General features: G+C 66.9%; 19 protein-coding genes. 10 read left to right on the top strand and 9 right to left on the bottom strand.

Features of this window, described 5'->3' with window-relative positions; genetic code table 11:
• Positions 1-10: 10 nt before the first annotated feature.
• The 5 genes from ACZK33_RS21320 to ACZK33_RS21340 form a co-directional block, all read right to left on the bottom strand.
• On the bottom strand, positions 11-2,233 hold the full coding sequence (locus ACZK33_RS21320; protein WP_049401649.1) for an NADP-dependent isocitrate dehydrogenase: 2,223 nt from the start codon (positions 2,231-2,233) through the stop codon (positions 11-13).
• 363 nt (positions 2,234-2,596) lie between these two features.
• The gene (locus ACZK33_RS21325; RefSeq protein ID WP_121504242.1) at positions 2,597-3,106 is read right to left on the bottom strand and encodes a hypothetical protein; all 510 of its coding nucleotides are present in this window, start codon (positions 3,104-3,106) and stop codon (positions 2,597-2,599) included.
• Between the two features lie 44 nt (positions 3,107-3,150).
• The gene (locus tag ACZK33_RS21330) at positions 3,151-3,444 is read right to left on the bottom strand and encodes a LysM peptidoglycan-binding domain-containing protein (RefSeq protein ID WP_005419771.1); all 294 of its coding nucleotides are present in this window, start codon (positions 3,442-3,444) and stop codon (positions 3,151-3,153) included.
• 219 nt (positions 3,445-3,663) lie between these two features.
• On the bottom strand, positions 3,664-4,482 hold the full coding sequence (gene queF, locus ACZK33_RS21335) for an NADPH-dependent 7-cyano-7-deazaguanine reductase QueF (RefSeq protein WP_423174189.1): 819 nt from the start codon (positions 4,480-4,482) through the stop codon (positions 3,664-3,666).
• 556 nt (positions 4,483-5,038) lie between these two features.
• A complete protein-coding gene (locus tag ACZK33_RS21340) occupies positions 5,039-6,358 on the bottom strand; it encodes a M20 family metallopeptidase (RefSeq protein ID WP_423174190.1) in 1,320 nt (439 codons plus the stop codon).
• Between the two features lie 186 nt (positions 6,359-6,544).
• Between ACZK33_RS21340 and ACZK33_RS21345 the strand changes: the two genes are divergently transcribed.
• The 10 genes from ACZK33_RS21345 (at position 6,545) to ACZK33_RS21390 (ending at position 23,205) form a co-directional block, all read left to right on the top strand.
• Entirely contained in the window at positions 6,545-7,786 is a 1,242-nt protein-coding gene (locus ACZK33_RS21345; RefSeq protein ID WP_032127184.1) for an efflux RND transporter periplasmic adaptor subunit, read from the top strand.
• A gap of 74 nt (positions 7,787-7,860) precedes the next feature.
• Positions 7,861-11,094: an efflux RND transporter permease subunit gene (locus ACZK33_RS21350; protein ID WP_100437674.1), complete on the top strand. Its 3,234-nt coding sequence runs from the start codon at positions 7,861-7,863 to the stop codon at positions 11,092-11,094.
• Between the two features lie 31 nt (positions 11,095-11,125).
• Positions 11,126-14,248, top strand: coding sequence for an efflux RND transporter permease subunit (locus ACZK33_RS21355; protein ID WP_049424064.1), 3,123 nt, complete (start codon positions 11,126-11,128; stop codon positions 14,246-14,248).
• Positions 14,249-14,624: 376 nt separating this feature from the next.
• Complete coding sequence (locus ACZK33_RS21360; RefSeq protein WP_423174191.1) at positions 14,625-16,682, top strand: TonB-dependent siderophore receptor; 2,058 nt, start codon at positions 14,625-14,627, stop codon at positions 16,680-16,682.
• 129 nt (positions 16,683-16,811) lie between these two features.
• A complete protein-coding gene (gene yccS, locus ACZK33_RS21365; protein WP_423174192.1) occupies positions 16,812-18,989 on the top strand; it encodes a YccS family putative transporter in 2,178 nt (725 codons plus the stop codon).
• Between the two features lie 140 nt (positions 18,990-19,129).
• Positions 19,130-19,924 (top strand): SDR family NAD(P)-dependent oxidoreductase, encoded by a 795-nt coding sequence (locus ACZK33_RS21370; protein WP_423174193.1) that lies wholly within the window; start codon positions 19,130-19,132, stop codon positions 19,922-19,924.
• A gap of 139 nt (positions 19,925-20,063) precedes the next feature.
• Positions 20,064-21,953: an MFS transporter gene (locus ACZK33_RS21375; protein ID WP_423174194.1), complete on the top strand. Its 1,890-nt coding sequence runs from the start codon at positions 20,064-20,066 to the stop codon at positions 21,951-21,953.
• Positions 21,954-22,135: 182 nt separating this feature from the next.
• Positions 22,136-22,423, top strand: a complete 288-nt coding sequence (locus tag ACZK33_RS21380) for a CD225/dispanin family protein (protein ID WP_005419784.1) — start codon at positions 22,136-22,138, stop codon at positions 22,421-22,423.
• 34 nt (positions 22,424-22,457) lie between these two features.
• Complete coding sequence (locus ACZK33_RS21385) at positions 22,458-22,736, top strand: CD225/dispanin family protein (RefSeq protein WP_032127177.1); 279 nt, start codon at positions 22,458-22,460, stop codon at positions 22,734-22,736.
• A gap of 43 nt (positions 22,737-22,779) precedes the next feature.
• Entirely contained in the window at positions 22,780-23,205 is a 426-nt protein-coding gene (locus ACZK33_RS21390) for a DUF2752 domain-containing protein (RefSeq protein ID WP_006473646.1), read from the top strand.
• A gap of 509 nt (positions 23,206-23,714) precedes the next feature.
• Here the strand turns inward: ACZK33_RS21390 and ampE are convergent.
• The 4 genes from ampE to ACZK33_RS21410 form a co-directional block, all read right to left on the bottom strand.
• Positions 23,715-24,602 (bottom strand): regulatory signaling modulator protein AmpE, encoded by an 888-nt coding sequence (ampE, locus tag ACZK33_RS21395; RefSeq protein ID WP_423174341.1) that lies wholly within the window; start codon positions 24,600-24,602, stop codon positions 23,715-23,717.
• A 134-nt stretch (positions 24,603-24,736) separates the two neighbouring features.
• Positions 24,737-25,642 carry an NAD(+) diphosphatase gene (nudC, locus tag ACZK33_RS21400; protein WP_423174340.1) on the bottom strand — a complete coding sequence of 302 codons (906 nt, stop codon included), beginning with the start codon at positions 25,640-25,642 and terminating at the stop codon, positions 24,737-24,739.
• A 146-nt stretch (positions 25,643-25,788) separates the two neighbouring features.
• Positions 25,789-26,181, bottom strand: a complete 393-nt coding sequence (gene erpA / locus ACZK33_RS21405; protein WP_012512304.1) for an iron-sulfur cluster insertion protein ErpA — start codon at positions 26,179-26,181, stop codon at positions 25,789-25,791.
• A gap of 31 nt (positions 26,182-26,212) precedes the next feature.
• Entirely contained in the window at positions 26,213-26,677 is a 465-nt protein-coding gene (locus tag ACZK33_RS21410; protein ID WP_006398829.1) for a bactofilin family protein, read from the bottom strand.
• Between the last annotated feature and the right edge of the window lie 3 nt (positions 26,678-26,680).

The raw sequence follows: 26,680 nt of genomic DNA on the forward strand, positions 1-26,680 counted from the left end.
CGGCGATGGATCAGCCGCGCAGCTGCTCCAGCGCGGCGTTGAAGGTCGCGCTCGGGCGCATCGCCTTGCTGGCCTTGGCCACGTCCGGGCGGTAGTAGCCACCAATGTCCACGGCCTTGCCCTGTACCGCGATCAGCTCGTCAACGATCTTCTGCTCGTTGTCGGTCAGCGCCTTGGCCAGCGGGGCGAAGCGTGCCTTCAGTGCGGCGTCTTCGTCCTGCGCGGCCAGCGCCTGCGCCCAGTACAGCGCGATGTAGAAGTGGCTGCCACGGTTGTCGATGCCACCCAGCTTGCGCGACGGCGACTTGTCGTTGTCCAGGAACTGGCCGTTGGCTTCGTCCAGCGCCTTGGCCAGCACGCGGGCTGCGGCGTTGTCGTAGCGGTTGCCCAGGTGTTCCAGCGACGCGGCCAAGGCCAGGAATTCGCCCAGCGAATCCCAGCGCAGGTAGTCCTCTTCAACGAACTGCTGCACGTGCTTCGGGGCCGAACCACCGGCGCCGGTCTCGAACAGGCCGCCACCGGCCATCAGCGGCACGATCGACAGCATCTTGGCGCTGGTACCCAGCTCCATGATCGGGAACAGGTCGGTCAGGTAGTCGCGCAGCACGTTGCCGGTCACCGAGATGGTGTCCTCGCCCTTGCGGATGCGGTCCAGCGAGAACGCGGTGGCTTCCACCGGCGGAAGGATGCGGATATCCAGGCCGCTGGTGTCGTGGTTCTTCAGGTACTGCTCGACCTTGGCGATGACCTGCGCGTCGTGGGCGCGGGCGGCATCGAGCCAGAACACGGCCGGGGTGCTGCTCAGGCGGGCGCGTTCGACGGCCAGCTTGACCCAGTCCTGGATCGGCGCGTCCTTGGTCTGGCACATGCGCCAGATGTCACCGGCTTCCACGGCGTGCTCGAACACCACGGTGCCGGCATCGTCGGTGACCTTGACCACGCCATCGGCAGCGATCTGGAAGGTCTTGTCGTGCGAGCCGTACTCTTCGGCCTTCTGCGCCATCAGGCCGACGTTCGGCACCGAACCCATGGTGGCCGGGTCGAAGGCGCCGTGCGCCTTGCAGTCGTCGATGACGGCCTGGTACACACCGGCGTAGCAGCGATCCGGAATGACCGCCTTGGTGTCCTGCAGCTTGCCTTCGGCGTTCCACATCTTGCCGGAGTCGCGGATCATCGCCGGCATCGAGGCGTCGACGATCACGTCGCTCGGCACGTGCAGGTTGGTGATGCCCTTGTCCGAGTTGACCATGGCCACGCCCGGACGCTGTGCGTACTCGGCGGCGAGGTCGGCTTCGATCGCAGCGCGGGTGGCTTCCGGCAGCGACGGCAGGCGTGCGGCCAGGTCACCGATGCCGTTGTTGGCATCGAAACCCGCCTGCTTGAGCACGTCGGCGTGCTTGGCCAGCACGTCCTTGTAGAACTCGTTGACCGCCACGCCGAACATGATCGGATCGGAGACCTTCATCATGGTCGCCTTCAGGTGCAGCGAGAACAGCACGCCCTGGGCCTTGGCATCGGCGATCTGCTCGCCGATGAAGGCGGCCAGTGCCTTGCGGCTCATGACGGCGGCGTCGACGATCTCGCCGGCCTTCACCGCGGTCTTTTCCTTCAGCACGACGGTGCTGCCGTCCTTGCCGTGGAAGGTGATCTTCAGCGAACCGGCGTTGGCCAGGGTGGCCGACTTTTCGCTGCCGTAGAAATCACCGGCAGCCATGTGCGCGACGTGCGACTTCGAATCCGAGGCCCAGGCGCCCATGCGGTGCGGGTGCTTGCGCGCATAGTTCTTCACCGACAGCGGTGCGCGGCGGTCGGAGTTGCCTTCGCGCAGCACCGGGTTCACCGCGCTGCCCTTGACCTTGTCATAGCGCGCCTTGTAGTCGCGCTGCTGGTCGTCAGCCGGGGTTTCCGGGTAATCCGGCAGCGGATAGCCCTGGTCCTGCAGTTCCTTGATGGCCGCCTTCAGCTGCGGCACCGAAGCGGAGATGTTCGGCAGCTTGATGATGTTGGCGTCCGGGGTGGTCGCCAGCTGGCCCAGCTCGGCCAGGTCGTCGCTGACCTTCTGCGCGTCGCTCAGCAGTTCCGGGAACAGCGACAGGATGCGGCCGGACAGCGAGATGTCACGGGTTTCCACCGCGATGCCGGCAGTGGAGGTATAGGCGTCGACGATCGGCAGCAGCGACTGGGTGGCCAGGAACGGTGCTTCGTCGGTCAGCGTGTAGAGGATCTTGGACATGGGGGACTTGGACTCTGTAGCAATGCTCAGGGGAAGGCCGGCGCCAGCGCCGGGCCACGTGCAACCGTGTCGCGCGCGAGGCCGGGCCCCGCGCTTTCCCCCGTCGCCGTCAGGGTGGGCGCGCGGCGGGGAAACCCCTGCATTGTCGCGTTTTCAGCCGCGCGGGGCAAAGCCGCGCCATACGCGGCGGTACTGCGTGCCGGCAACGCTGTGATCCATCCACGCACGGTGTGGATGAAGCACGGCCCGGTTGTCAGTAGATCCACGCCATGCGTGGATAGCGCCAACCGTCGCCCAACAAAAAAGGACGCAGCCTCGCGGCTGCGTCCATCGTGAGCCCTGCCGGGAGAGAGTCGGCAGGACTTACTTGACCTCGAACTCCTGCGGCGTTCCGGCCGCCTTGCCATCGACGGTGACTTCGGCGCGGTACTTGCCGGCCGGCCAGCCCTTTGCATTCTTGAAGGTGACGTTGGTGGTTTCCGCACCACTGGTGTTCAGGGTGGCGTTCTGTTCGCCGGCCACCTGGCCGTCCTGGTAGGTCAGCTTCGCGCCAACGGTGACGTTGTTGGCGGCACCGTCGGTCTTGACCGAGACGATGACGTCATCCTTCGGTGCGAACAATGCCGTCGTTGCAACCGACTTGTCGGCGGCAGCGGTCTTGCCCACGGTGACCGCCGAGACGCTGACTGCAGCGGCTTCAGCCATCGGCGGCGGCGCGCCGGTCATCGGCGCCGGTGCCGGCTCGGCCGGAGCGGTTGCGGCGGGCGCGGCGTTGTTGTCGGTCGACTCTTCCTTCTTCTTGCAACCAACCAGGGCAACGCTGCCCAGCAGGGCGGCGATGAGGGCGGTCTGGAGCGGGGTGGTCTTGATCATTCGGGGTTCCTCCCAGGGATTGTCGGACGGCGTTCGATCGCCGTTTACTTCGGCGGCAGTTTCAGGGTCTGGCCCGGGAAGATCTTGTCCGGGTCGTCAAGCACATCGCGATTGGCTTCGAAGATCTTCTTCCAGGCATTGGCGTCGCCCAGATGCTGCTTGGCGATCTTCGACAACGAGTCACCCTTCTGCACGGTGTAGGTGCCGCCGCTGACGACGTCTGCGGTGCTGTCCACCGAAGCGCTGACGCCAGAGAAGTCCGCCTTCGGCACCTGCTCGGCGGTACTGTCGACGCTGCCACTGACGCCGGAGAAATCGGCTTTCTTCTCGGTACTCATCCACAACTCCCGTCTGCATGACTACGTGGTTCGCACGTTGCCATGGCGGTTGTTAAATGGGGATGGTGCAGATGTGAAGCCGCCCCCGGGGGCGGCTGAACAATCGGGAGAGCCGGCGCCCGGTAGTGCCGGCCGCTGGCCGGCTTGCACTGGCCCTGGATGCGGGTTCCCTGCGGTTGCCGGCCAGCGGCCGGCATTACCCGTAACCGCCTGCGGCGGTTATTGCCGCAGTTCGCGGTAGGTCGCGGCCGGGGCAGCGATGCCGGGGCTGGCGCGCCAGGGATTGATGTCCAGGCCACCACGGCGGGTATAGCGGGCCTCCACTTCCAGCCACTGCGGCTGGCAGCGGGCGGACACTTCGCTGAAGATCCGCTCAACGCACTGCTCGTGGAACTCGGCGTGCTCGCGGTAGCTGACCAGGTAGCGCAGCAGGCCCGCGCGGTCGATCTTCGGCCCACGGTAACGCAGGCTGACCGTTGCCCAGTCCGGCTGGCCGGTGACCGGGCAGTTGGACTTCAGCAGCGCCGAGACCAGGGTCTCCTCCACCACCTCACCCGCATCGGCGGCGAGGAAGTCCGCCTGCGGCGGGCCGTAGCAGTCGATCTCCACGTCCAGCCCGTCGATGGATTCACCGAGCGGCGTCTCGCGCAGGCCCGGCAGGCCGAACTCGACCTGGACCGGCGCACCGGCGCAGGTCGACAGATCCGCCACGATGCGCGCGCGCAGCGCCTCGGCGCTGTCGATACGGGTGCTGTTGAGGGAGTTGAGGTACAACTTGAACGACTTCGATTCGATCAGCTGCGGCGAGGTGCACGGCACCTGCACGGTGGCGACGGCGACCTGCGGCTTGCCACGCGTGTCGAGCCAGCTCAGCTCGAAGGCATGCCAGCGGTCATGGCCGACGAACGGCAGCGCGGCGTCGTCGAGGCCGATCTCGGCGCGGGCACCGCTGCGGGGGATGGGAAACAGCAGGCCGGGATCGTACTGCGACGGGTAACTGACCTCGCGACCGAGGCTGGAATCCTGTGGGGTGTTCATGGGGGCATTGTATCGCGCGGACGGCGGGCCTTCGGCCGGGCCGGCCAACGGCGGAGCCCCTCCGTGGTGGGGTGTTGGGTCGTCGAAAGCCTGGATTCCCGGGAGTGGGCCGGGCGGATGGGGCTGGCGGGGACGCCGTGAATCCGTCCCTGGAGGCTTAGCCGCGCCTTCCATGGCGCGGATACCCCGCCAGCCCCATCCGCCCGGCCCCCGGACACATTTCTGCCGCCGATCCACCACGGAAAAGATCAGAAAATCAAAATCAAAAGCTGATCCTTCAGACATTACTCGATGTCTGCCCGTGTCGACCAAGGTCGACACCTACCAAAGCAGAGCGCCGTTCCGACAGATCGCGGGAAACTGTCGAAGGCGGGGTGCGTCCGGTGGCAGGGGCGTGAGCCGCATGGATGCGGCGACCGAGGCTACAGGGACGTACTTGCGCCGTCCCCTGCCACCGGACCCGCCCCGCCAACCCACAGATAGCCGGCTTCTGCCGTTGCTCCGGCTGTTGCCTTGGCCTCTGCGGGTGCAGGGCTGCAAGCCCTGCCGGAAACCCTCACCCCGCGGGAGTACCTGCACCGTGCAGGTAATCCAGGCTCACCTGCAGCAGCGCGCGCAGTCCCACATCCAGCGCCTTCTCATCCAGCAGGAACTTCGGCGAATGATTCGCCGGTGCCGTCGCCGGGTCGATGCCCACGCTGGTCGAACCGACGAAGAAGAACATCCCCGGCACTTCCTTCGCGTACAGCGAGAAATCCTCCGCACCCATCTGCAGCGGTGGCTCGTACACGTTGTCCTTGCCCACCACCGCCTGCAGGCTCGGCAGCATCTTCGCGGTCAGCGCCGGGTCGTTCACCGTGGCCGGATTGCCCTCCGACTCGTAGATGTCCGTCACCGCCTTGGCACCGTGCGCGGCGGCGGTGTGCTCGGCCACATTGCGCAGGTCGGTGAAGATCTGCTGCCGCATGCCTTCGTCGAAGGTACGGATGGTGCCGACCATTTCCACTTCATCCGGAATGATGTTGTAGCGGATGCCCCCGTTGATCGCGCCGAAGGTCAGCACCGCCGGCTGCTTGGACAGGTTCGCGCGGCGGCTGACGATGGTCTGCGCGGTGCCGACCAGGTCAGCGGTGGCCACGATCGGATCAACACCGTTCCACGGCGCCGAGCCATGCGTCTGGCGACCGATCACCTTGATCCCGAAACGATCCGAGGCGGCCATCAGCGGGCCACCGCGCACCGCGATCTGCCCAGCCTGCACGCTGGAGAACACATGCAGGCCAAACACGGCTTCCGGCTTGAAGTCGGCGAACAGGCCTTCCTTCAGCATCAGGGCAGCACCACCCTCTTCCGGCGGCGGTGCACCCTCTTCGGCCGGCTGGAAGATCAGCATCACCTGGCCCGGCAGATCCTTCTTCATCGACACCAGTGCCTCGGCCACGCCGAGCAGGGTGGCGGTGTGCGCGTCATGGCCGCAGGCATGCATCACGCCCACGGTCTGCCCGCGGTACTGGTCGGTGGCCTTGGAGGCGAACGGCAGGCCGGTCTGTTCGGTCACCGGCAGCGCGTCCATGTCCGCACGCAGGGCGATCTTCGGCCCGGGCTTGCCACCTTCAATGATCGCCACCACGCCGTGGTGGGCGATGCCGGTCTTCGGCTTCAGGCCCATCGCACGCAGGCGCTTGGCGACCTCAGCCGAGGTGCGCACCTCACGGTTGGACAGTTCCGGGTGCTGGTGGAAGTCGCGCCGCCATTCCACCACCTTGGCCTGCAGCCGCTGGGCGGCAGCGGTCACCTCCGGGCGCTGCCCGTCCTGGGCGTGGGCAAGAGCCGGCAAGGCCAGCAGCAGGGCGGACAGCAGCAACGAACGGCGCATCACGATCTCCACGGCAGGGGGTTCCAGCTGAATGTAGGGCAACACCGCCGCTACGGGAACCTCCGCGGCCGGATCCGGTCTTAGCGCCCGTCCCATCCGTCATGCAGGAAACGTGATGTGGCGCAGGTATGCTTTGCGCATTGCCAACCGGGGCCGTGCCCCGTCCAGCCCTCTTGGAGTCCTTGAATGTCACGTGTTTGGAAGATCGTGCTGCTGGTCGTGGCGGTACTGGTGCTGGCCGTGGTCGGCCTGCGCGTACTCGGCGGGGGCAAGGACAAAGCCGGTGGCCCGGCGGCAGCTGCGCGCCAGGGCGGTGAAGACCCCGATGCCGGCCCGGTGCCGGTGACCGTGGTGGATGCGGCACGCCAGGACGTGCCGGTCTATGCCAGCGCGCTGGGTACGGTGACCGCAATGAACACCGTCACCGTCAGCCCGCAGGTTGGCGGCCAGCTGATGAGCCTGAATTTCCGCGAAGGCCAGGAAGTGAAGAAGGGCGATGTGCTGGCGGTGATCGACCCGCGCACCGCCCAGGCCAGCTATGACCAGGCCGTGGCCTCCAAGCGCCAGAACGAGGCGCTGCTGGCCACCGCGCGTTCCAACTACCAGCGCTCGAACGCGCCGGAGTATCGCCAGTTCGTCGCCAAGACCGATCTGGATACACAGCGAAACCAAGTGGCACAGTACGAAAGCGCAGTCGCGGCGAACGAGGCCAGCATGCGCTCGGCGCAGGTGCAGCTGCAGTACACCAAGGTCACCGCGCCGATCACCGGCATCGCCGGCATCCGCGCGGTCGACGCCGGCAACGTGGTCAACGCCGGCACCGCGCTGGTCACGCTGACCCAGATCCATCCGATCCACGTGCTGTTCAACCTGCCCGAGCGCCAGCTCGGCGATGTGCGCCAGGCGCAGGCCGCCGGTGCGGTACCCGTCGCGGCACTGGACCGCGCCGATTCGCACGTGCTGTCCGGCGACGGCAAGCTTGACGTGGTCGACAACCTGATCAGTGCCGACAGCGGCACGTTCAAGGCGCGCGCGATCTTCGACAACACCGACAACGGCCTGTGGCCGGGCCAGTTCGTCAACGTGCGCATGCAGCTGCGCACGATTGCCGGTGGCGTGGTCATTCCGACCCAGGCCGTACTGCGTGGCCCGGACGGCGAGTACGTCTATGTGGTGCAGGGCGACAACACGGTGAAGATGCAGACCGTGCGCAGCGGCGTGGAAGTGGGTGACAGCCAGGTGCAGATCGCCGAGGGCCTGAAGGGCGGCGAGCGGGTGGTCAGTGAAGGCCAGTTCCGCTTGAAGCCGGGCAGCAAGGTCACCGCGCTGAAGCCGGGCGAAACCCCGGCGGTGCCGACCGAAGCCGAGCTGAAGGCCGCCGAGCAGAAGAACGGCGGCGGTGGCCGTCGTGGCGGCGGCCCGCGCTGAGCGCAGGCTACCGACCTCCCTCGCGCCGGCAAGCCTGCCGGCGCCGACATTGAAGTGCCAGCAAGGATCAGTCCGTGGGCTTTTCGACGATCTTCATCCGCCGCCCCATCGCCACCTCGCTGCTGATGGCGGGCCTGTTGCTGCTGGGCATCCTCGGTTACCGCAAGCTACCGGTGTCGGCGCTGCCGGAAATCGATGCGCCCAGCCTGGTGGTCACCACCCAGTACCCCGGCGCCAACGCCACCACCATGGCCTCGCTGGTCACCACGCCGCTGGAGCGCCAGTTCGGGCAGATCTCCGGGCTGGAGCTGATGACCTCCGACTCGTCGGCCGGGTTGTCCACGATCATCCTGCAGTTCTCGATGGACCGGAACATCGACATTGCCGCGCAGGACGTGCAGGCGGCGATCCGCCAGGCCACCCTGCCCTCGTCGCTGCCCTACCAGCCGGTCTACAACCGGGTGAATCCGGCCGACGCGGCCATCGTCACCCTGAAACTGACCTCTGACACGCGCCCGCTGCGCGACGTCAACAACTACGCCGACTCGATCCTGGCCCAGCGACTGTCGCAGGTGCAGGGCGTGGGCCTGGTCTCGATCGCCGGCAACGTGCGCCCGGCCGTGCGCATCCAGGTCAATCCGGCGCAGCTGTCGAACATGGGCCTGACCCTGGAACAGCTGCGCAGCGCGCTGACCCAGGCCAACGTCAACGCGCCGAAGGGTTCGCTGAACGGCAAGACCCAGTCCTACAGCATTGGTACCAACGACCAGCTCACCAGTGCCGCCGAGTACCGCGACACCATCATCAGCTACAAGAACGGACGTCCCGTGCGTTTGTCCGACGTGGCCGAAGTGGTTGATGGCGTGGAGAACGACCAGCTGGCCGCCTGGGCCGATGGCAAGCCGGCGGTGCTGCTGGAAGTGCGCCGCCAGCCCGGCGCCAACATCGTGCAGACCGTCGAGCGCATCCGCGCGATCCTGCCGCAGCTGCAGGGCGTGCTGCCAGCCGACGTGCACCTGGAGATCTTCAACGACCGTACGGAGACCATCCGCGCCTCGGTGCATGAGGTGCAGTTCACCCTGATCCTGACCATCGGCCTGGTGGTGGCGGTGATCTTCGTGTTCCTGCGCCGCCTGTGGGCCACGATCATTCCCTCGGTGGCGGTGCCGTTGTCGCTGGCCGGCACCTTCGCGGTGATGGCCTTTGCCGGCATGTCGCTGGACAACCTCTCGCTGATGGCGCTGGTGGTGGCCACCGGCTTCGTGGTCGACGATGCGATCGTGATGATCGAGAACATCGTGCGTTACATCGAGCAGGGCAAGAGTGGCAAGGAAGCGGCCGAAATCGGTGCGCGCCAGATCGGCTTCACCGTGCTGTCGCTGACCGTTTCGCTGGTGGCGGTGTTCCTGCCGCTGCTGCTGATGCCCGGCGTCACCGGCCGCCTGTTCCACGAGTTCGCGTGGGTGCTGAGCATCGCCGTCGTGCTGTCGATGCTGATCTCGCTGACGCTGACCCCGATGATGTGCGCCTACCTGCTCAAGCCCGACGCCTTGCCCGAAGGCGAGGACGCACATGAGCGTGCGGCGGCGGCCGGCAAGCAGAACCTGTGGACGCGCACCGTCGGCCTGTACGAGCGCAGCCTGGACTGGGTGCTGGACCACCAGCGCCTGACCCTGGCCGTGGCCGGCGGCGCACTGGTGCTGACCGTGCTGCTGTACGTGCTGATTCCCAAGGGCCTGCTGCCCGAACAGGACACCGGCCTGATCACCGGCGTGGTCCAGGCTGACCAGAACATCGCCTTCCCGCAGATGGAGCAGCGCACCAAGCAGGTGGCCGAAGCGCTGCGCCAGGACCCGGACGTGACCGGCGTGTCAGCCTTCATCGGCGCGGGCAGCATGAACCCCACGCTCAACCAGGGCCAGCTGTCGATCGTGCTGAAGGAACGCGGCGAGCGCGACGGCCTGGACAAGATCCTGCCGCGCCTGCAGAAGGCCGTCGCCGGTATTCCGGGCGTGGCCCTGTACCTGAAGCCGGTCCAGGACGTGACGCTGGATACCCGCGTGGCCGCCACCGAGTACCAGTACTCGCTGTCGGACGTCGATCCGGCGACCGTGGCCACCCAGGCCACGCGCCTGACCGAAGCACTGCGCAAGCGCCCGGAACTGGCCGACGTCGACAACAACCTGTCCAACCAGGGCCGCGCGCTTGAACTGAACATCGACCGCGACAAGGCCAGCGTGCTGGGCGTGCCGATGCAGACCATCGACGACACCCTCTACGATGCGTTCGGCCAGCGCCAGATCTCGACCATCTTCACCGAACTCAACCAGTATCGGGTTGTGCTGGAAGTGGCGCCGGAGTTCCGCACCAGCACCGCGCTGATGGAACAGCTGGCCGTTGCCTCCAATGGTGCCGGTGCACTGACCGGCACCAATGCCACCAGTTTCGGCCAGGTCACCTCGTCGAACTCATCGACGGCTACCGGCATCGGCGCGCAGAACACCGGCATCACCGTCGGCGCGGGCAGCATCATTCCGCTGTCGGCACTGGCCGAAGGCAAGGTCAGCAGTGCACCGCTGGTGGTCAGCCATCAGCAGCAGCTGCCGGCAGTGACGGTCTCGTTCAACGTGGCGCCGGGCTATTCGCTGTCCGAAGCCGTGCGTGCAATCCAGGAGACCAAGGACAGCCTGGACATGCCCACCCACCTGCATGCCGAATTCATCGGCAAGGCCGCCGAATTCACCGGCAGCCAGACCGATGTGGTGTGGCTGCTGCTCGCCTCGCTGGTGGTGATCTACATCGTGCTGGGCGTGCTCTACGAGAGCTACATTCACCCGATCACGATCATCTCCACGCTGCCGCCGGCCGGTGTCGGCGCGCTGCTGGCACTGATGCTGTGCGGGCTGAGCCTGTCGGTGGATGGCATCGTCGGCATCGTGCTGCTGATCGGCATCGTCAAGAAGAACGGCATCATGATGGTGGACTTCGCGATCGAGGCACGCCGCGCCGGTGCCAACGCGCATGAAGCGATCCGCCGCGCCTGCCTGCTGCGCTTCCGCCCGATCATGATGACCACCGCCGCGGCCATGCTCGGCGCGCTGCCGTTGGCGCTGGGCACCGGCATCGGTTCGGAACTGCGCCGCCCGCTGGGCATCGCCATCGTCGGCGGCCTGCTGCTGTCGCAGCTGGTCACCCTGTACACCACGCCGGTGATCTACCTGTATATGGAGCGCTTCTCCGAATGGCTGGCCCGCCGCCGCGAGCAGCGCGCACTGCGCGACGGTTCGCTGCAGGAGCCGCAGGCATGATCCACGCCCCGCTGCCGCGGGGGGCCGCACGATGAACCTGTCCGGCCCCTTCATCCGCCGCCCGATCGGCACCGCGCTGCTGGCCATCGGCCTGTTCATGGTCGGCCTGATCTGCTACCTGCGGCTGGGCGTGTCGGCGCTGCCGAACATCGAGATCCCGGTGATCTTCGTGCACGCCAGCCAGTCCGGTGCCGATGCGGCAACCATGGCCTCCACGGTCACCGCGCCGCTGGAACGTCATCTCGGCCAGCTGCCGGGCATCGACCGCATGCGCTCGTCGAGCTCGGAAGGCAGCTCGCTGGTGTTCATGATCTTCCAGAGCGGCCACAACATCGATTCGGCCGCGCTGGACGTACAGACCGCGATCAATTCGGCGCAGGCCGACCTGCCCTCGGGCATGGGCTCGCCGATGTACCAGAAGGCGAACCCGAACGACGACCCGGTGATCGCCATCGCGCTGACTTCGCAGACGCAGTCGGCCGACGAGCTGTATAACGTCGCCGATTCGCTGCTGGCGCAGCGCATCCGCCAGATCAGCGGTGTTGCTTCGGTCGACATCGCCGGTGCCTCGACGCCGGCGGTGCGTGTGGACGTCAACCTGCGCCTGATGAACGCACTCGGCCTGACCGCCGATGACCTGCGCAACGCGGTGCGTGCGGCCAACGTGACCTCACCCACCGGCTTCCTCAGCGATGGCAACACCACCACCGCGATCATCGCCAACGATTCGGTGGCACGCGCCGCCGACTTCGCCGACCTGGTGGTCAAGACCCAGGGCGATGGCCGGGTGATCCGACTGAAGGACATCGCCAACGTCTACGACGGCCAGCAGGATGCCTACCAGGCGGCGTGGTTCGACCACAAGCCGGCGGTGGTGATGTACGTGTTCACCCGCGCCGGCGCCAACATCGTGGAGACCGTGGACCGGGTCAAGGCACAGATCCCCGCGCTGCGCGACTACCTGCAGCCGGGCACCACGATGACACCGTACTTCGACCGTACGCCGACCATCCGCTCGTCGCTGCATGAAGTGCAGATCACCCTGCTGATCAGCCTGGCGATGGTGGTGCTGACCATGGCGCTGTTCCTGCGCCGGCTGGCACCCACGCTGATCGCCGCAGTGACCGTGCCGCTGTCGCTGGCCGGTGCCGCGCTGGTGATGTACGTGATGGGTTTCACCCTGAACAACCTGAGCCTGCTGGCGCTGGTGATCGCGATCGGCTTCGTGGTCGACGATGCGATCGTGGTGATCGAGAACATCATGCGCCACCTCGACGAAGGCATGCCGCGGATGCAGGCGGCGCTGACCGGCGCGCGCGAGATCGGCTTCACCATCGTCTCGATCACCGCCTCGCTGGTGGCGGTGTTCATCCCGCTGCTGTTCGCCAGCGGCATGATGGGTGCGTTCTTCCGCGAATTCACCGTCACCCTGGTGGCGGCCATCGTGGTCTCGATGATCGTGTCGCTGACGCTGACCCCGGCGCTGTGCAGCCGCTTCCTCAGCGCCCACGACCACACGGCGCCGCCGTCGCGCTTCGGCCGTTGGCTGGATGCCGGCCACGAGCGCATGCTGCGCATCTACACCGTGTTCCTGGATTTCTCGCTGCGCCATGCGCTGCTGCTGTCGCTGACGCCGCTGCTGCTGATCGGTGCCACCGTCTTCCTGTTCGGCGCGGTGAAGAAGGGCGCGTTCCCGCCGCAGGACACCGGCCTGATCTGGGGCCGCGCCAACTCCAGCGCCACCGTCTCCTTCGAGGACATGGTCGCCCGCCAGCGCCGCATCACCGACATGCTGATGGCCGACCCGGCGGTGAAGACCGTGGGTGTGCGCCTGGGCAGCGGTCGCCAGGGCTCCAGCGCACAGTTCAACGTCGAGCTGAAATCACGCAAGGAAGGCCGCCGCGAAACCACCGCACATGCCCTGGCGCGACTGAGCGCCAAGGCCGACCGCTACCCCGACCTGCAGCTGCGCCTGCGCGCGATCCAGGACCTGCCCAGCAACGATGGCGGTGGCTCCAGCCAGGGCGCGCAGTACCGCATCTCGCTGCAGGGGAATGACCTGGCGTCACTGCAGGAATGGCTGCCCAAGCTGCAGGCGGAGCTGAAGAAGAACCCGAAGCTGCGCGACGTCGGCACCGATGTGGACAATGCCGGGCTGCGCCAGAACATCGAGATCGACCGTGCCAAGGCCGCCCGCCTGGGTGTTTCGGTCGGCGCCATCGACGGCGCCCTGTACGGTGCGTTCGGCCAGCGCCAGATCTCGACCATCTATTCGGACATCAACCAGTACAGCGTGGTGGTCAACGCCCTGCCCTCGCAGACCGCTACGCCGGCGGCGCTGGACGAGGTGCATGTGCGTGCGCGCAACGGCGACATGGTGCCGCTCACGGCGGTGGCCAAGCAGGTGCCGGGGCTGGCGCCTTCGCAGATCACCCATGAGAACCAGTACACGACGATGGACCTCAGCTACAACCTGGCGCCGAACGTGAGCATGGGCGAGGCCAAGGCGATCATCGATGCGACCGTGGCCGGCATGCGCATGCCCGGCGACATCCGCCTGGCTGATGACGCCGGCTTCGGCTTCAACTCCGACCCCAGCGACATGCTGATCCTGGTGTTTGCCGCGATCCTGACCGTGTACCTGGTGCTGGGCATGCTGTACGAGAGCCTGATCCACCCGGTCACCATCCTGTCCACGCTGCCGGCGGCGGGCGTGGGTGCGCTGCTGGCGTTGTTCGGCACCAATACCGAACTGTCGGTGATCTCGATGATCGCGCTGGTGCTGCTGATCGGCATCGTCAAGAAGAACGCGATCATGATGATCGACTTCGCACTGGTAGCGCAGCGCGAACATGGGCTGGCACCGCGTGAAGCGGCACGCGAGGCCAGCATCGTGCGCTTCCGGCCGATCATGATGACCACGATGGTGGCGATCCTGGCCGCGGTTCCACTGGCGATCGGCCTCGGCGAAGGGTCCGAGCTGCGGCGTCCGCTGGGTATCGCGATGATCGGCGGCCTGCTGTTCTCGCAGAGCCTGACCCTGCTCAGCACGCCGGCGCTGTACGTGATCTTCTCCTGCCTGGCCGAGCGCTGGCGCGCACGTCGCGCACGCAGGCGCGAAGCGAAGCTGCTCAAGCGCGCGCAACGGGCGTAGAAGGGCCCATCCACGCAGGGCGTGGATCTACTGGTAGCGCCGGCCGCTGGCCGGCGTTCTCCGTACAGCCAATCTGCCGGCCAGCGGCCGGCACTACCGTGGGTGCGAATGGTGGGTACGGACCGTGGGTGCGGACCGTGGGTACGGACCGTGGGTGCGGACCGTGGGCACGGATGGTGGGTGCGGACCGTTGGTCCGCATGCCTCCGGGTTTGACGCACGGTAACGAAAAGAGAACAATTCTCATCCAGCCATGGTCCTGCGCCCCTTCGCGGCGCCCCGCTGCCATCTCCGGCCAGCCTGCGTGATCCCAGCCACTGCCCCTTCCCCCACCCGTGGGCGGATGGCCTGTGGCCGTCCGTCGAGGACCACCATCGATGCTGCCTTCCCGTTCTCCCCGCCTGGCCCTGCTGGCCATCGCCCTGTCAGCCGCCTGCGCTGCCCATGCCGAAGCGCCGGCCGTCAGCCGTAACGCCACCGATCTGGATGCGGTGAAGGTCACCGCCGAACGCACCCATACCGACGCTGGCGCACTGGGCGACCGCGCCCTGCGCGACACTCCGTTCGCGATCACCGCTGTTGGCCGCGAGCAGATCGAGCAGCGCCAGGTGGTCTCGCTGGGCGAAGCCTTCCTGCTCGACCCTTCGGTCAGCACCCAGGTCAGCGCCTATGCCAGTGGTTGGAGCTCGCCCATCCGCAACCGCGGTCTGGAGCTGAACTACGACAGCTACCGGGTCAATGGCCTGCAGGTCTCTTCCTGGGGCACCGAATGGCCGCTGGAAGTGATGGAACAGGTCGATCTGCTGAAAGGCCCGGGCGGATTCCTGTATGGCTTCGGCACCCCCGGCGGCATCGTCAATTACATCACCAAGAAGCCGACGGACACGCCCACCTTCTCCGCCCAACTGGGCTGGCGCGAACAAGGCATCGTCAGCGGCGGCATCGACGTTGGCGGCCGCTTCGGCAACGAGCAGATGTTCGGCTACCGCTTCAACGCCTTCCAGGAAAAAGGCGAGACCTTCAATGGTGGTCACGTCGATCGCAAGGTGGGCGCACTGTCGCTGGACGCGCGCCTGAGTGATGCGCTCACCTGGACCTTCGACGGTGTGTTCCAGTCGCGCGACCTGCGCGAGGAATCGCCGCAGTACTACTTCCGTGGCCTGACCTCGTTGCCGCGGCCGATCGCCGGAGATACCGACAACAGCGTGCCCGGCACCTACTACGACACACGCTCCAGCCTGCTGTCGACCGGCTTGAACTGGCAGATCAACAGCGACTGGAATGCCAGCCTGAGTTACGGCGTCACCACCTCGTGGAATGACGTCAACAAGATCTTCGCCTACATCGACGATCTCAACGGCGACTACGACGTCAACGTCTACGAACTGGGTGGCAAGAGCGAGTGGAAGCTGGCCCAGGCGATGCTGCAGGGCAGCTTCCGCACCGGCCCCCTTCAGCATCAGGTGGTGGCGGGCATCAGCCACCAGACCGGACTGGGGTGGGACCGCCCCTACGAGTGGAACCTGATTGGCCGCGCCAACCTGTACCAGCGCCATGCCATCCGCCACGACGCCGTTGGTTCGCGGGTGATGACCCGCGGCGACGAAACGGTGCAGCAGGCGGTGTTCGCAAGCGATACGGTGAACCTCGGCAGCGGCTGGTCGGTGCTGGCGGGCTGGCGCTACAACGACTTCGAAACCAAGGGGCGGTACCACACCTACCCGGTCATCCCGACCTACGCCGTGATGTTCAAGCCCAGCGAGGCGGTCACCCTCTACGCCAGCTACATCGAGTCGCTCGAAGCGGGCAGCCGCGTAGGCAACAGCTACATCAACGCCGGTGACGTGCTCGATCCCACCATCAGCAAGCAGTACGAGATCGGGGCCAAGGTCGAAGCGGCGCGTTGGAATGCGAACGTGGCCGCGTTCCGGCTGGAACGTGGTGCCAACATCGATGAGCTCACGCCGGCCGGCAAGCGCCTGGTGCAGGACGGCATCACGCTGTACGAAGGCATTGAAGCCAGTGCTGACCTGCACCTCAACGATGCACTGACCGTCGGCGGCGGCGTCACCTGGCTGGATCCGACCTACGACAAGCTGTCCCCGGGCAGTGCCGCACAGGAAGGCAACCGCACCGCCGGTGCTGCGCGCTGGAGCGGCGTACTGCACGCCACCTACCAGCTGCCGTGGGTAGACGGCTTGGAAACCTATGCCGCCGTGCGCTATTACGGCGATGCCTGGTACGACGCCGACAACACCCTGAAGCTGCCTGACTACACGCTGGTGAATGCAGGCATCGGCTATCGCCTGCTGGCGTCCGGCCATCCGGTGACCCTGCGTGCCAGCGTCGAGAACCTGGCCAACCGGAAGTACTGGTCCAACGCCGGCGCCGGCCTGCCGCGCACGTTCGCGGTGAGCGTGCGCTGGGAGATGTAAGGTGCCGGTCCCCGCCGTCCATGCGGACGACGGGCCCGCACATGGACGGTGGGTGCGGACCGTTGGTCCGCACTCCATATTTCACCCCGCACCCGCAATAATGGTGGGAGACCCTTCCACCGAGCCTGCATGCCCGCCCGCGAATCCCGCCTCAGCCGCCTGTGGGCCCACGAAAAGGCCAGTTATGGCCTTCGGGTGTTCATCGCCCTGACCGCAGCGCTTGCCGTGTGCTGGCAGCTGGACGCGCTCACTGCCCTGCCCGGCGTGTTCCTCGGCATCATCGCCAGCGCCATCGCCGAGACCGACGACAACTGGTGGGGCCGGACCAAGGCCGTGGCGCTGTCGCTGCTGTGCTTCTGCCTCGCCGCAGCTTCGGTGATCTGGCTGTTCCCCTGGCCATGGATCTTCATCGCCGCACTGGCGCTGTCCACCTTCGGCCTGACCCTGCTCGGTGCGCTCGGCGAGCGCTACGCGTCCATCGCCCAGGCCACGGTAACGCTTGCGATCTACACCATGATCGGGCTGGAGCAGCATGGCGCCAGCGACCTGCACAGCGCGCTGGACGCGGTCAGCCACCTGCTGGCCGGTGCGGTCTGGTACGGCCTGCTGTCGATCCTGTGGACCGCACTGTTCGCCAACCGTCCGGTACGCGAACGCGTGGCGCGACTGTACGTTGAACTGGGCCGCTACCTGCAGTTGAAGGCAACACTGTTCGAGCCGGTGCGCGAGGCCGACCTGCAGCGTCGCCAGCTCGACCTGGCCGAACAGAACCGGCGCGTGGTCGGTGCATTGAATGAAGCCAAGACCGCGATCCTGGCCCGCTTCGGCCGTTCCGGGCGGCCCGGCGTGAACTCCGGCCTGTACCTGCGCCTCTATTACATGGCACAGGATTTCCACGAGCGCGCCAGCTCCTCGCACTACCCCTACGGTGCGCTGGTCGATGCCTTCTTCCACAGCGATGTGCTGTACCGCTGCCAGCGCCTGCTCGACCTGCAGGGGCAGGCCTGCGCACGGCTGGGCGAGGCGATCCGCCTGCGCCGTCCGTTCGTGTATGGCGAAAGCAACCAGCAGGCCGGGCGCGACCTGGCCGATGCGCTGGCCTATCTGCGCGACCAGCAGCGGCCGCAGTGGCAGCGACTGCTTGGCTCGCTGGATCTACTCGTGCACAACCTGCGCAGCATCGAGCGCCGCCTGCTGGATGCGGAGCGCTCCGAGGCCAGCCTGGACAACGTCGATACCCGCCTGCGCGACAGCAACCCGCGCACCCTGCGCGAGATGGGCGTGCGCGTGCGCCAGCAGCTCACGCCCGGCTCGGTCCTGTTCCGCCACGGCCTGCGCATGGCATTGGCCCTGATCGCCGGCTTCGCGGCAATCCGCTTGTTCAATGCACAGAACGGCTCGTGGGTGCTGCTGACCATCGTGTTCGTGTGCCGCCCCAACTTCGGCGCGACCCGCCAGCGCCTTGCACAACGCATCGTCGGCACCGTGGCCGGCCTGGTGCTGACCTGGGCACTGCTGCAGCTGTTCCCACAGCTGCACGTACAGCTGCTGATCGCGCTGCTGTCGGCGCTGCTGTTCTTCTTCACCCGCACCGACCGCTATCTGGTGGCCTCGGCGGCGATTACGGTGATGGCACTGACCTGCTTCAACCTGATCGGCGACGGCTTCGTGCTGATCGTGCCGCGCATGGTCGATACGCTGCTGGGTTGTGCAATCGCGGCGGCGGCCGCGTTCCTGATCCTGCCCGACTGGCAGGGCCGCCAGCTGCACCTTGTGCTGGCGCGCGTGCTGGACACCGCCGCGCGCTACCTGGATTCGGTACTGGGCCAGTACCGCAGCGGCATGCGTGACGATCTGGCCTACCGCATCGCCCGCCGCGACATGCACAACGCCGACGCCGCGCTATCCACCGCGTTGTCGAACATGCTGCGTGAGCCCGGCCATGTGCGCCGCAATCTGGATGCCGGCTTCCACTTCCTGGCGCTGTCCAACACACTGCTCGGGCACCTGTCGGCCCTGGGTGCGCACCGCGACCAGGTGGACAGCTACGCCGGCGATCCGCTGGCGCTGGCTGCCGGTGAGCGCGTGCGCAAGGCGCTGCAGCAGCTGGCGACGGCCCTGAGCGCTCGGCAACCGGTCGCGGAAGAGGACAATGATGCCGACCGCGCGGTGGCCGCCGAACTGGAACAGATCGACGAGGCGATGCCGCCGAAGCTGCAGCTGATCCGCACGCAGATGGCGCTGGTGCTGCGGATGCTGCCGAAGGTGCGGGCGGCGGCGAATGAGGCGGTGACCAGCCTGACCTGATCCCTCATCGCTGGTCGGACATTCCATCCACGCATGGCGTGGATCTACTGCACGCGTGCAACCGTGTGTTGCGTATGGCGATGCGCCCCGATCACGTTCCCGCGCGGATACTGGGCGATCCCTGCTCCCCCGGATTCCCCATGAAGATTGAACTCTCCGGCCGTACCGCGCTGGTCACCGCCTCCACCGCCGGCATCGGCCTGGCGATTGCCCAGGGCCTGGCCAACGCGGGCGCGCGGATCATTCTCAACGGCCGCAGCACCGACAGCGTCGAACGCGCCCGCCAGCGCCTGCTCGACGCCGTTCCGGGTGCCGACGTGCTCGGCGTGGCCGCCGACCTCTCCGATGCGGCCGGCGTCGACACGCTGCTGGCAGGCCTGCCCAAGGTCGACATCCTGGTCAACAACGCCGGCATTTTCGGCCCCGAGGACTTCTTCGAGACCGAAGACGCGACCTGGGAACGTTACTGGCAGACCAACGTGATGTCCGGCGTGCGCCTGTCGCGGGCACTGTTGCCGGCCATGGTCGATGCCAGCTGGGGTCGCGTCCTGTTCATCTCGTCCGAATCGGCACGCAACATTCCGGCCGACATGATCCACTACGGTGTCAGCAAGACCGCGCAGCTGTCGCTGTCGCGCGGCCTGGCCAAGCGCGTGGCCGGCAGCGGCGTCACCGTCAACGCGGTGTTGCCCGGCCCGACCCTGTCCGACGGTTTCGCGGCGATGTTCGAAGATGAACGCCAGCGCAGCGGCAAGCCACTGGAGCAGATCGGCCGCGAGTTCGTGATGGCACACCGGCCGTCTTCGGTGATCCAGCGCACCGCCACGGTCGAGGAAGTGGCCAACATGGTGGTGTATCTGGCCTCGCCGCAGGCCTCGGCGACCTCGGGTGCGGCGCTGCGCGTGGATGGCGGCGTGGTCGACGATATCGTCTGAGACCTATCAAGGTGTGCGGACCAACGGTCCGCACCCACAGTTGTGGGGCTTCAGTAGATCCACGCCATGCGTGGATGCATCCCGCCATGGTCCCGGCGGATAGGCAGGAATGCTAGGCTGCGCCGGTCAAGGAGGCTCCATGTCCGGTCACAACCAGTTCGCCCTGCTGCGCCAGCGCCGTTTCCTGCCGTTCTTCGTCGTCCAGGCACTCGGAGCGTTCAACGACAACGTGTACCGGCAGGCGATCATCAGCATGTTGCTGTTCATGGCCGTACCGGAGGAAGAACTGGGGCTGTACGCCACGCTGGCACCGGCCATCTTCATCCTGCCGTACTTCCTGTTCTCGGCGCTGGCCGGGCAGATCGCCGACAAACTGGAAAAATCGCGGCTGATCGTGATCACCACCACCATGGAGATCGTGATCATGTCGCTGGCAGCCACCGGCTTCCTCACTCAGAGCCTGCCGGTGCTGCTGGTCGCCCTGTTCTGCACCGGCATGCAGTCGACCCTGTTCGGCCCGGTGAAGTACTCGGTGCTGCCGTCGGTGCTCAAGCCCGAAGAGCTGACCGGTGGCAACGGCCTGGTTGAAATGGGCACCTCGATGTCGATCCTGTCCGGCATGATCGTCGGCGGCCTGGTGTTCACCGTCGCCGGCAGCCACGGTACGGTGGTGGCGGCCTGCGCGATCATCGGCTTGGCGATCTGCGGCAACATCGCCGCGCGCCTGATTCCCAAGGTCGATGCCGGCGACCCGAACCTGAAGATCAACTGGAACCCGCTGCCCGAATCACTGGCGGTGCTGCGCATGGCGCGCCAGCAGAAGGCGGTGCGCAATTCAATCCTGGGCGTGTCCTGGTTCTGGTTCGTCGGCACCGTGCTGACCTCGCAGCTGCCGGCCTATGCCGTGACCAACCTCGGCGGTGAGCCGACCCTGTATATCTTTGCGCTGGCCCTGTTCTCGGTCGGCACCGGCGTTGGCTCGTTGCTGTGCGAGAAGCTGTCGGCACGCACGGTGGAAATCGGCCTGGTGCCGCTGGGTGCGTTCGGCATGACCGCGTTCCTGCTCGACCTGTATTTCGCCCGCAGTGGCGAAGCGACCGTGCACGGACTGACCATCGGGACGTTCCTGCAGCAGCCGGGCAGCATCCGCATCGTCATCGACCTGATCGGCATCGGCCTGTTCACCGGCATCTTCGTGGTGCCGCTGTTCGCGCTGATCCAGAGCCGCACGCCGAAGGCGCAGATGTCGCGCGTGTTTGCGGCGCTGAACATCCAGAACTCCGGTTTCATCGTCGGCGCAGCCCTGCTGTCGCTGGCCGCGCACAAGCTGCTGCACTGGACCATTCCGCAGCAGTTCCTGGCGCTGGCCATCGCCAACGCACTGGTGGCGATCTACATCTTCACCATCGTCCCCGAATTCCTGATGCGCTTCCTCAGCTGGCTGATGGTGCGCACCCTGTACCGCCTGCGCCCGCACGGCATCGAGGCCAACGTGCCGGACGAGGGTGCCGCGCTGCTGGTCTGCAACCATGTCAGCTACATGGACGCACTGATCCTGTCGGCGACGATCCCGCGCCCGGTGCGCTTCGTCATGTACTACAAGATCTTCAACATCCCGGTGATGCGCTGGATCTTCCGGACCGCCAAGGCGATCCCGATCGCCGGTGCGCGCGAAGACCCGGCGCTGATGCAGCGCGCGTTCGATGACATCGACGCTGCGCTGGCCGAAGGCGAGCTGGTCTGCATCTTCCCGGAAGGCGCGCTGACCAAGGATGGTGCGATGGCACCGTTCAAGTCCGGCGTCGAGAAGATCCTCGAACGACGGCCGGTGCCGGTGGTGCCGATGGCGCTGCGCGGCATGTGGTCGAGCATGTGGAGCCGGCGCGACAGCCGCCTGGGCCGCATGCGCGTGCCGCGCCGTTTCCGCGCCACCGTCGAGGTGGTGGCGGCAGCGGCCGTGGATGGCCACAGCACCAGCGCACCGGTGCTGGAGGCCCAGGTGCGGGCCCTGCGCGGCGATCACGCCTGACGAGATGGGCCCGCCAAGCGGGCCCAGCGGACTCCCCCACATACGTCACCGTCCAGTGGTGTACGCGACATGTCGTGACTGTAAACGCATACATGCAACGCAGGTTGCGGTAGATTACGCACCCACAGGGGGGAGGTCCGGCCGATTCATCATGGCCGGCCACCAAGGAATGGAGTCTCGCTTTGAATCAACCACCACCGCTCAGCCGTCCGGTCTACATCCCCAACCATCTGGTCTGGGCGATCCTGACGACGCTGTTCTGCTGCCTGCCGTTGGGCGTGGTGTCGATCGTGTACGCCTCCCAGGTCGATGGCCGCCGCGCGGCCGGCGACCTGCCGGGGGCCTACAGTGCGTCGCGCAAGGCGGGCTGGTGGGCGGTGGCTTCGGCCGTGGCCCTGCCGGTCCTGTTGCTGTTGTGGTTCGGGCTGTTCGGCGGCTTGGCCGTACTGGGCGCTCTTTCCGACCAATGATTCACCACCACCACCCATCAAGGAGCTTGAACCCATGAATACTGCTACTCCGCAGGTCCCGAACAACCTGGTCTGGGCGATCCTGACCACCCTGTTCTGCTGCCTGCCGGCCGGCATCGTGTCGATCGTCTACGCCGCCCAGGTCAACGGCAAGCTGGCGGCCGGCGACATCGCCGGCGCCCAGGACTCCGCCGCCAAGGCCAAGAAGTGGGCCATGTGGTCGGCCATCGCCTGGGTCGTGCTGGTCGTGCTGTACGTGCTGTTCTTCGTTGTGCTCGGCGGCATGGGCGCGATGAGCAACGGCAACTACTGATACGCCTGGACGGATCCGGCGCCTGCGCCGGATCCGTTGTTGCATGTCCGCGCTTCCCGCTCGTTCCCGACTCGCCCGCTGGGCACCGCTGCTGGTTTCCGCCGGCCTGGCCGTGGGTGCCACGGTGGTGCTGCGCAACGTCAATCCGTATGTCGCCGGCAATCCCCTGCCGAGCTGCCCGCTGTACGCGCTGACCGGCCTGTACTGCCCGGGCTGTGGCAGCACGCGCTGCCTGTATTCCCTGGTCCACTTCGACCTGCCCGGCGCGATGGCGATGAACCCGCTGCTGGTCATCAGCCTGCCGTTCCTGTTGTTGATGCTGCTGAACATCGCCGGCATCCGCCCGCGTGTGCTCGACCCGCTGATGCGGGTGCTGGCCAATCCCGTGTTCTGGCTCTGGGTGCTGCCCGGGTATGCGCTGCTGCGCAACCTGCCGTGGGCGCCGTTCACTGCACTGGCACCGATCTAGGTTTCCAGCCAACGGCGCAGCCCCTCGTGGTGGGCGGCGTTTGTCGATCATGGGGTTGGCCGGGCGGGATGGGTTTGCGGGGGACGCCGTGAATCCGTCCGTGGAGGCTTGGCCGCGGCATCCATGCCGCGGACACCCCCGCAAACCCATCCCGCCCGGCCACGGACAGTTTCCGTGTGCGTCCACCACGGAAAAGAAAGAGAAGATCAAAAGCGGAAGCGGAAGCGGATCGCTTCGCTCTGCATCCACGCATGGCGTGGATCTACCGTGTCGACCAAGGTCGACACCTACCGGCAATCGCAGTTCATCCACCGTCACCGGGAATGTGTCGGGGGTGGGGCGGTGTGGGGCTGCAGGACCGTTGGCGCCATGGATGGCGCCATCGAGCCCCCAAGGACGGGTTTACGGCGTGTCCTGCAGCCCCACACCGCCCCGCCCAACCATCACCAATCCAGAGCTGCTGTTGCTGTTGCCTCTGCAGGTGCAGGGCTGCAAGCCCTGCAAAGCAACTACGTCACCCAGCCTGCAATCACCAGCAGGGCGAGGATCGCCAGCCACAGCAGCAGCATCCGCCACACCAGGCTCATCGCATCACGCAGGTCCGGCAACCGCTGCCACACCGGCAACAGCCCCGCCTCGGTGTAATCGTGCGCATCCTCGCGCAGCTCGGCATTGACGCTGGCCCGCGCCACCGCGCCCAGGAAGCCGATGTTGCCGGCCAGGCGCTCGCCGTGGGCCTGGCGCCAGGCCTTCCACGCCGTATCGAAGTTGCCCACCAGCGCCATCGAGAATGCCATCAGCTGCGCCACCGGCCACTCGATCCAGCCCAGCAGGCGCTGCGCCAGCGCCAGCGGCTCCACCGGCACGCGGGCGCGCATCGGGCTTTCCGCCATCAACGCCAGCAGCCGGTAACCCAGCGCACCGGCCGGGCCCAGCAGCAGGAACCAGAACAGCACCGCGAACCAGCGCCGCAAGGCGTTGAGCACGGTTGCCTCGACCAGTGACGGAATGTCCTCGCGCAGGCTGCCACCGGCCGCCTGCAGGTTACGTACCGCGGCCTGGCGCGTCGCCGCGTCATCGGCATCGATGATCGCTTCGATATCGCGGTCCAGATCGCGCGGGCCCCAACACCACGCCAGCACCGCCACGCCCAGCAGCAGCGACGGCAGGCCGAACAGCACCCCACGCAGCAACCACGCCAGCAGCGCCATCAGCAGCAGCGGCGGCAGCAGTGCCAGGGCAACGCCGGCCGGCCCCTGCCAGGTCTTGCCACCGCGCGCGTCCAGCCAGCCCAGCCAACGCCGGAAGCCGTCGAAACGGCGCAGCGAGGCGGCAGCGGCCGGGGCAACATGGCCCAGGGCCAGTGCCACCAGCACGGCGGCCAGAGTGGTGAACATGGCAGGTCTCCCTACGAAACAGAACGCTCGGCGTCGCTACCTTACCTGTCGCAGCGGCGCCCTCAGCGGTGAACCGGACTGTAACCCGGGCCGTGTTCAGGTGGCGGCAATACAGGCGCCACCGTCAGCCCCGCTCAGCCCTTCTGCTGCCGGTACCAGTGTTCGATCAGGCCGCGCGAAATCGAGATCGGCGGCGACAGGCGGATGCCCTGGCCATCGTCCTCCACATCGCGTGCCAGTGCCGCGCCGACCTCGTCGGCACTGAACCAGCGCGCATCTTCCAGCTCGCCATCCACGGTCGGCAGGTCATCCTGCGCCTGTGCACGGAAACCGATCATCAGCGCGCCCGGGAACGGCCACGGCTGCGAACCGAGGTACTGGCAGGCGGTCACCCGTACCTTGCTCTCCTCGTGCACTTCACGCACCACGGTCTGCTCGAAGGTCTCGCCGGGTTCGACGAAGCCGGCCAGCACCGAGTAACGCCGCGGTGCCCAGTTCGACTGCCGGCCCAGCAGCAGCCGGCCCTGGTTTTCCACGGCGACGATCACGGCGGGATCGACACGCGGGTAGTGCTCGGTGGCGCACTGCCCGCAGCGGCCGACGAAGCCACCACGGGCAAACGCCACGGCGCCGCCGCACACGCCGCAGAAGCGGGTGCGCGAGTGCCAGTAGGACATGCCGCGGGCATAACTGAAGGCGGTCGCATCGGCCATCGGCCACAGCAGTGCGGCCTGGCGCAGGTCGAGGCGGCGCGGGGCCGTGACGGTAACGTTGGCGGCTTCGACCGAGAACCAGGCCTGCTCGCCACGCAGGCCAAGGAAGATCGCGGCACCGGGGCCGCCGCCGATGTCGGCGCCGGTCAGCGCCAGCGGCTGGTCGTCATCGCCGGTGAAGGCGCTGCCGTCCTGATCGAGCACGAGAATGCGCGCGCCCGGCCACAGGCGCGCCAGTGCATCGGCATCGTCGCGCAGGGCATCGGCGCGCTCCAGCGGTTCGCCAACGAAGGCGAAACCGGAAAGCGGCAAAGGAGTATTGGGCATCCGGCAAGCGTGCCGCCAATCGATGCAGGTGGCAAGTTCGGCGCTGTGCGCAATCTGCCGGTGTGGGCGTGCAGGCACAGCATCCACGCATGGCGTGGATCTACTGAGGTGCCAACCTTGGTTGGCACATTCCGGCCACAGGCCTCTTACATGCTGAAGCTGCTGCCGCAGCCGCAGGTGGTCTTGGCGTTCGGGTTGCGGATCACGAACTGGGCACCGGTCAGGCTCTCGGTGTAGTCCACCTCGGCGCCCATCAGGTACTGCAGGCTCAGCGGGTCGACCAGCAGGGTGACCCCGCTGGTCTGTACCGCCAGGTCATCCTCGGCACGGTTCTCGTCGAACTCGAACCCGTACTGGAAGCCCGAACAGCCACCGCCTTCGATATACACGCGCAGGGCCAGGTCGAGGTTGCCCTCTTCCTGGATCAGGGATTTGACCTTGGCGGCCGCCGACTCGGTGAAGTTCAGCGGGCGCTCCAACGACTGGTAATCGGGCGCGGCAACCGGGGTGGCGCCGGGCAGGGAGACTAGCGTGCTCATGGTGTCAGCATGGGGGTGCCGACGATGGCTTTCAAGCCATCGCCTCGGCCAGCTTGCGGCGTGCGGCGGTGTCACCCTTGCCGCCATTGGCCTCATCACCTTCCGGGGCCGGCAGGGCCGCCATCGGGGCGCTGGCATGGATCAGGCGGCCGTTCAGCTGGGCACCCGCATTCATCTCCACCACCTGGTAATGGACGTTGCCATTGACCCGCGCGCTCGGGGTCAGTTCGACCTTCTCGGTGGCATGCACGTCGCCGTCCAGGCGGCCACTGATGACCACCACCTGGGCACGGATCTCACCTTCGATCACGCCATGCTCGGCGACCGTCAGGGTCGCGCCACTGGCGCCTTCGGCGGCGATCACCTTGCCGTGGATGCGGCCTTCCACATACAGGCCACCACTGAATTCCACATCACCGCGGATCACCACCTGGTTGCCGATCAGGGCATCCACCACCAGCTGGCCTTCACGGTTGGATTTGCTGCTTCCGAACATCTG

The sequence above is a fragment of the Stenotrophomonas sp. 86156_Sma genome, assembly GCF_056481625.1.

Coding starts and splice junctions, on each gene's coding strand:
- ACZK33_RS21340 (WP_423174190.1), bottom strand. CDS start 6,358: ATGCGCCGTTCGTTGCTGCTGTCCGCCCTGCTGCTGGCCTTGCCGGCT.
- queF (WP_423174189.1), bottom strand. CDS start 4,482: ATGAACACCCCACAGGATTCCAGCCTCGGTCGCGAGGTCAGTTACCCG.
- erpA (WP_012512304.1), bottom strand. CDS start 26,181: ATGAGCACGCTAGTCTCCCTGCCCGGCGCCACCCCGGTTGCCGCGCCC.
- ACZK33_RS21330 (WP_005419771.1), bottom strand. CDS start 3,444: ATGAGTACCGAGAAGAAAGCCGATTTCTCCGGCGTCAGTGGCAGCGTC.
- ACZK33_RS21360 (WP_423174191.1), top strand. CDS start 14,625: ATGCTGCCTTCCCGTTCTCCCCGCCTGGCCCTGCTGGCCATCGCCCTG.
- nudC (WP_423174340.1), bottom strand. CDS start 25,642: ATGCCCAATACTCCTTTGCCGCTTTCCGGTTTCGCCTTCGTTGGCGAA.
- ampE (WP_423174341.1), bottom strand. CDS start 24,602: ATGTTCACCACTCTGGCCGCCGTGCTGGTGGCACTGGCCCTGGGCCAT.
- ACZK33_RS21345 (WP_032127184.1), top strand. CDS start 6,545: ATGTCACGTGTTTGGAAGATCGTGCTGCTGGTCGTGGCGGTACTGGTG.
- yccS (WP_423174192.1), top strand. CDS start 16,812: ATGCCCGCCCGCGAATCCCGCCTCAGCCGCCTGTGGGCCCACGAAAAG.
- ACZK33_RS21375 (WP_423174194.1), top strand. CDS start 20,064: ATGTCCGGTCACAACCAGTTCGCCCTGCTGCGCCAGCGCCGTTTCCTG.
- ACZK33_RS21355 (WP_049424064.1), top strand. CDS start 11,126: ATGAACCTGTCCGGCCCCTTCATCCGCCGCCCGATCGGCACCGCGCTG.
- ACZK33_RS21325 (WP_121504242.1), bottom strand. CDS start 3,106: ATGATCAAGACCACCCCGCTCCAGACCGCCCTCATCGCCGCCCTGCTG.
- ACZK33_RS21390 (WP_006473646.1), top strand. CDS start 22,780: ATGTCCGCGCTTCCCGCTCGTTCCCGACTCGCCCGCTGGGCACCGCTG.
- ACZK33_RS21410 (WP_006398829.1), bottom strand. CDS start 26,677: ATGTTCGGAAGCAGCAAATCCAACCGTGAAGGCCAGCTGGTGGTGGAT.
- ACZK33_RS21320 (WP_049401649.1), bottom strand. CDS start 2,233: ATGTCCAAGATCCTCTACACGCTGACCGACGAAGCACCGTTCCTGGCC.
- ACZK33_RS21385 (WP_032127177.1), top strand. CDS start 22,458: ATGAATACTGCTACTCCGCAGGTCCCGAACAACCTGGTCTGGGCGATC.
- ACZK33_RS21370 (WP_423174193.1), top strand. CDS start 19,130: ATGAAGATTGAACTCTCCGGCCGTACCGCGCTGGTCACCGCCTCCACC.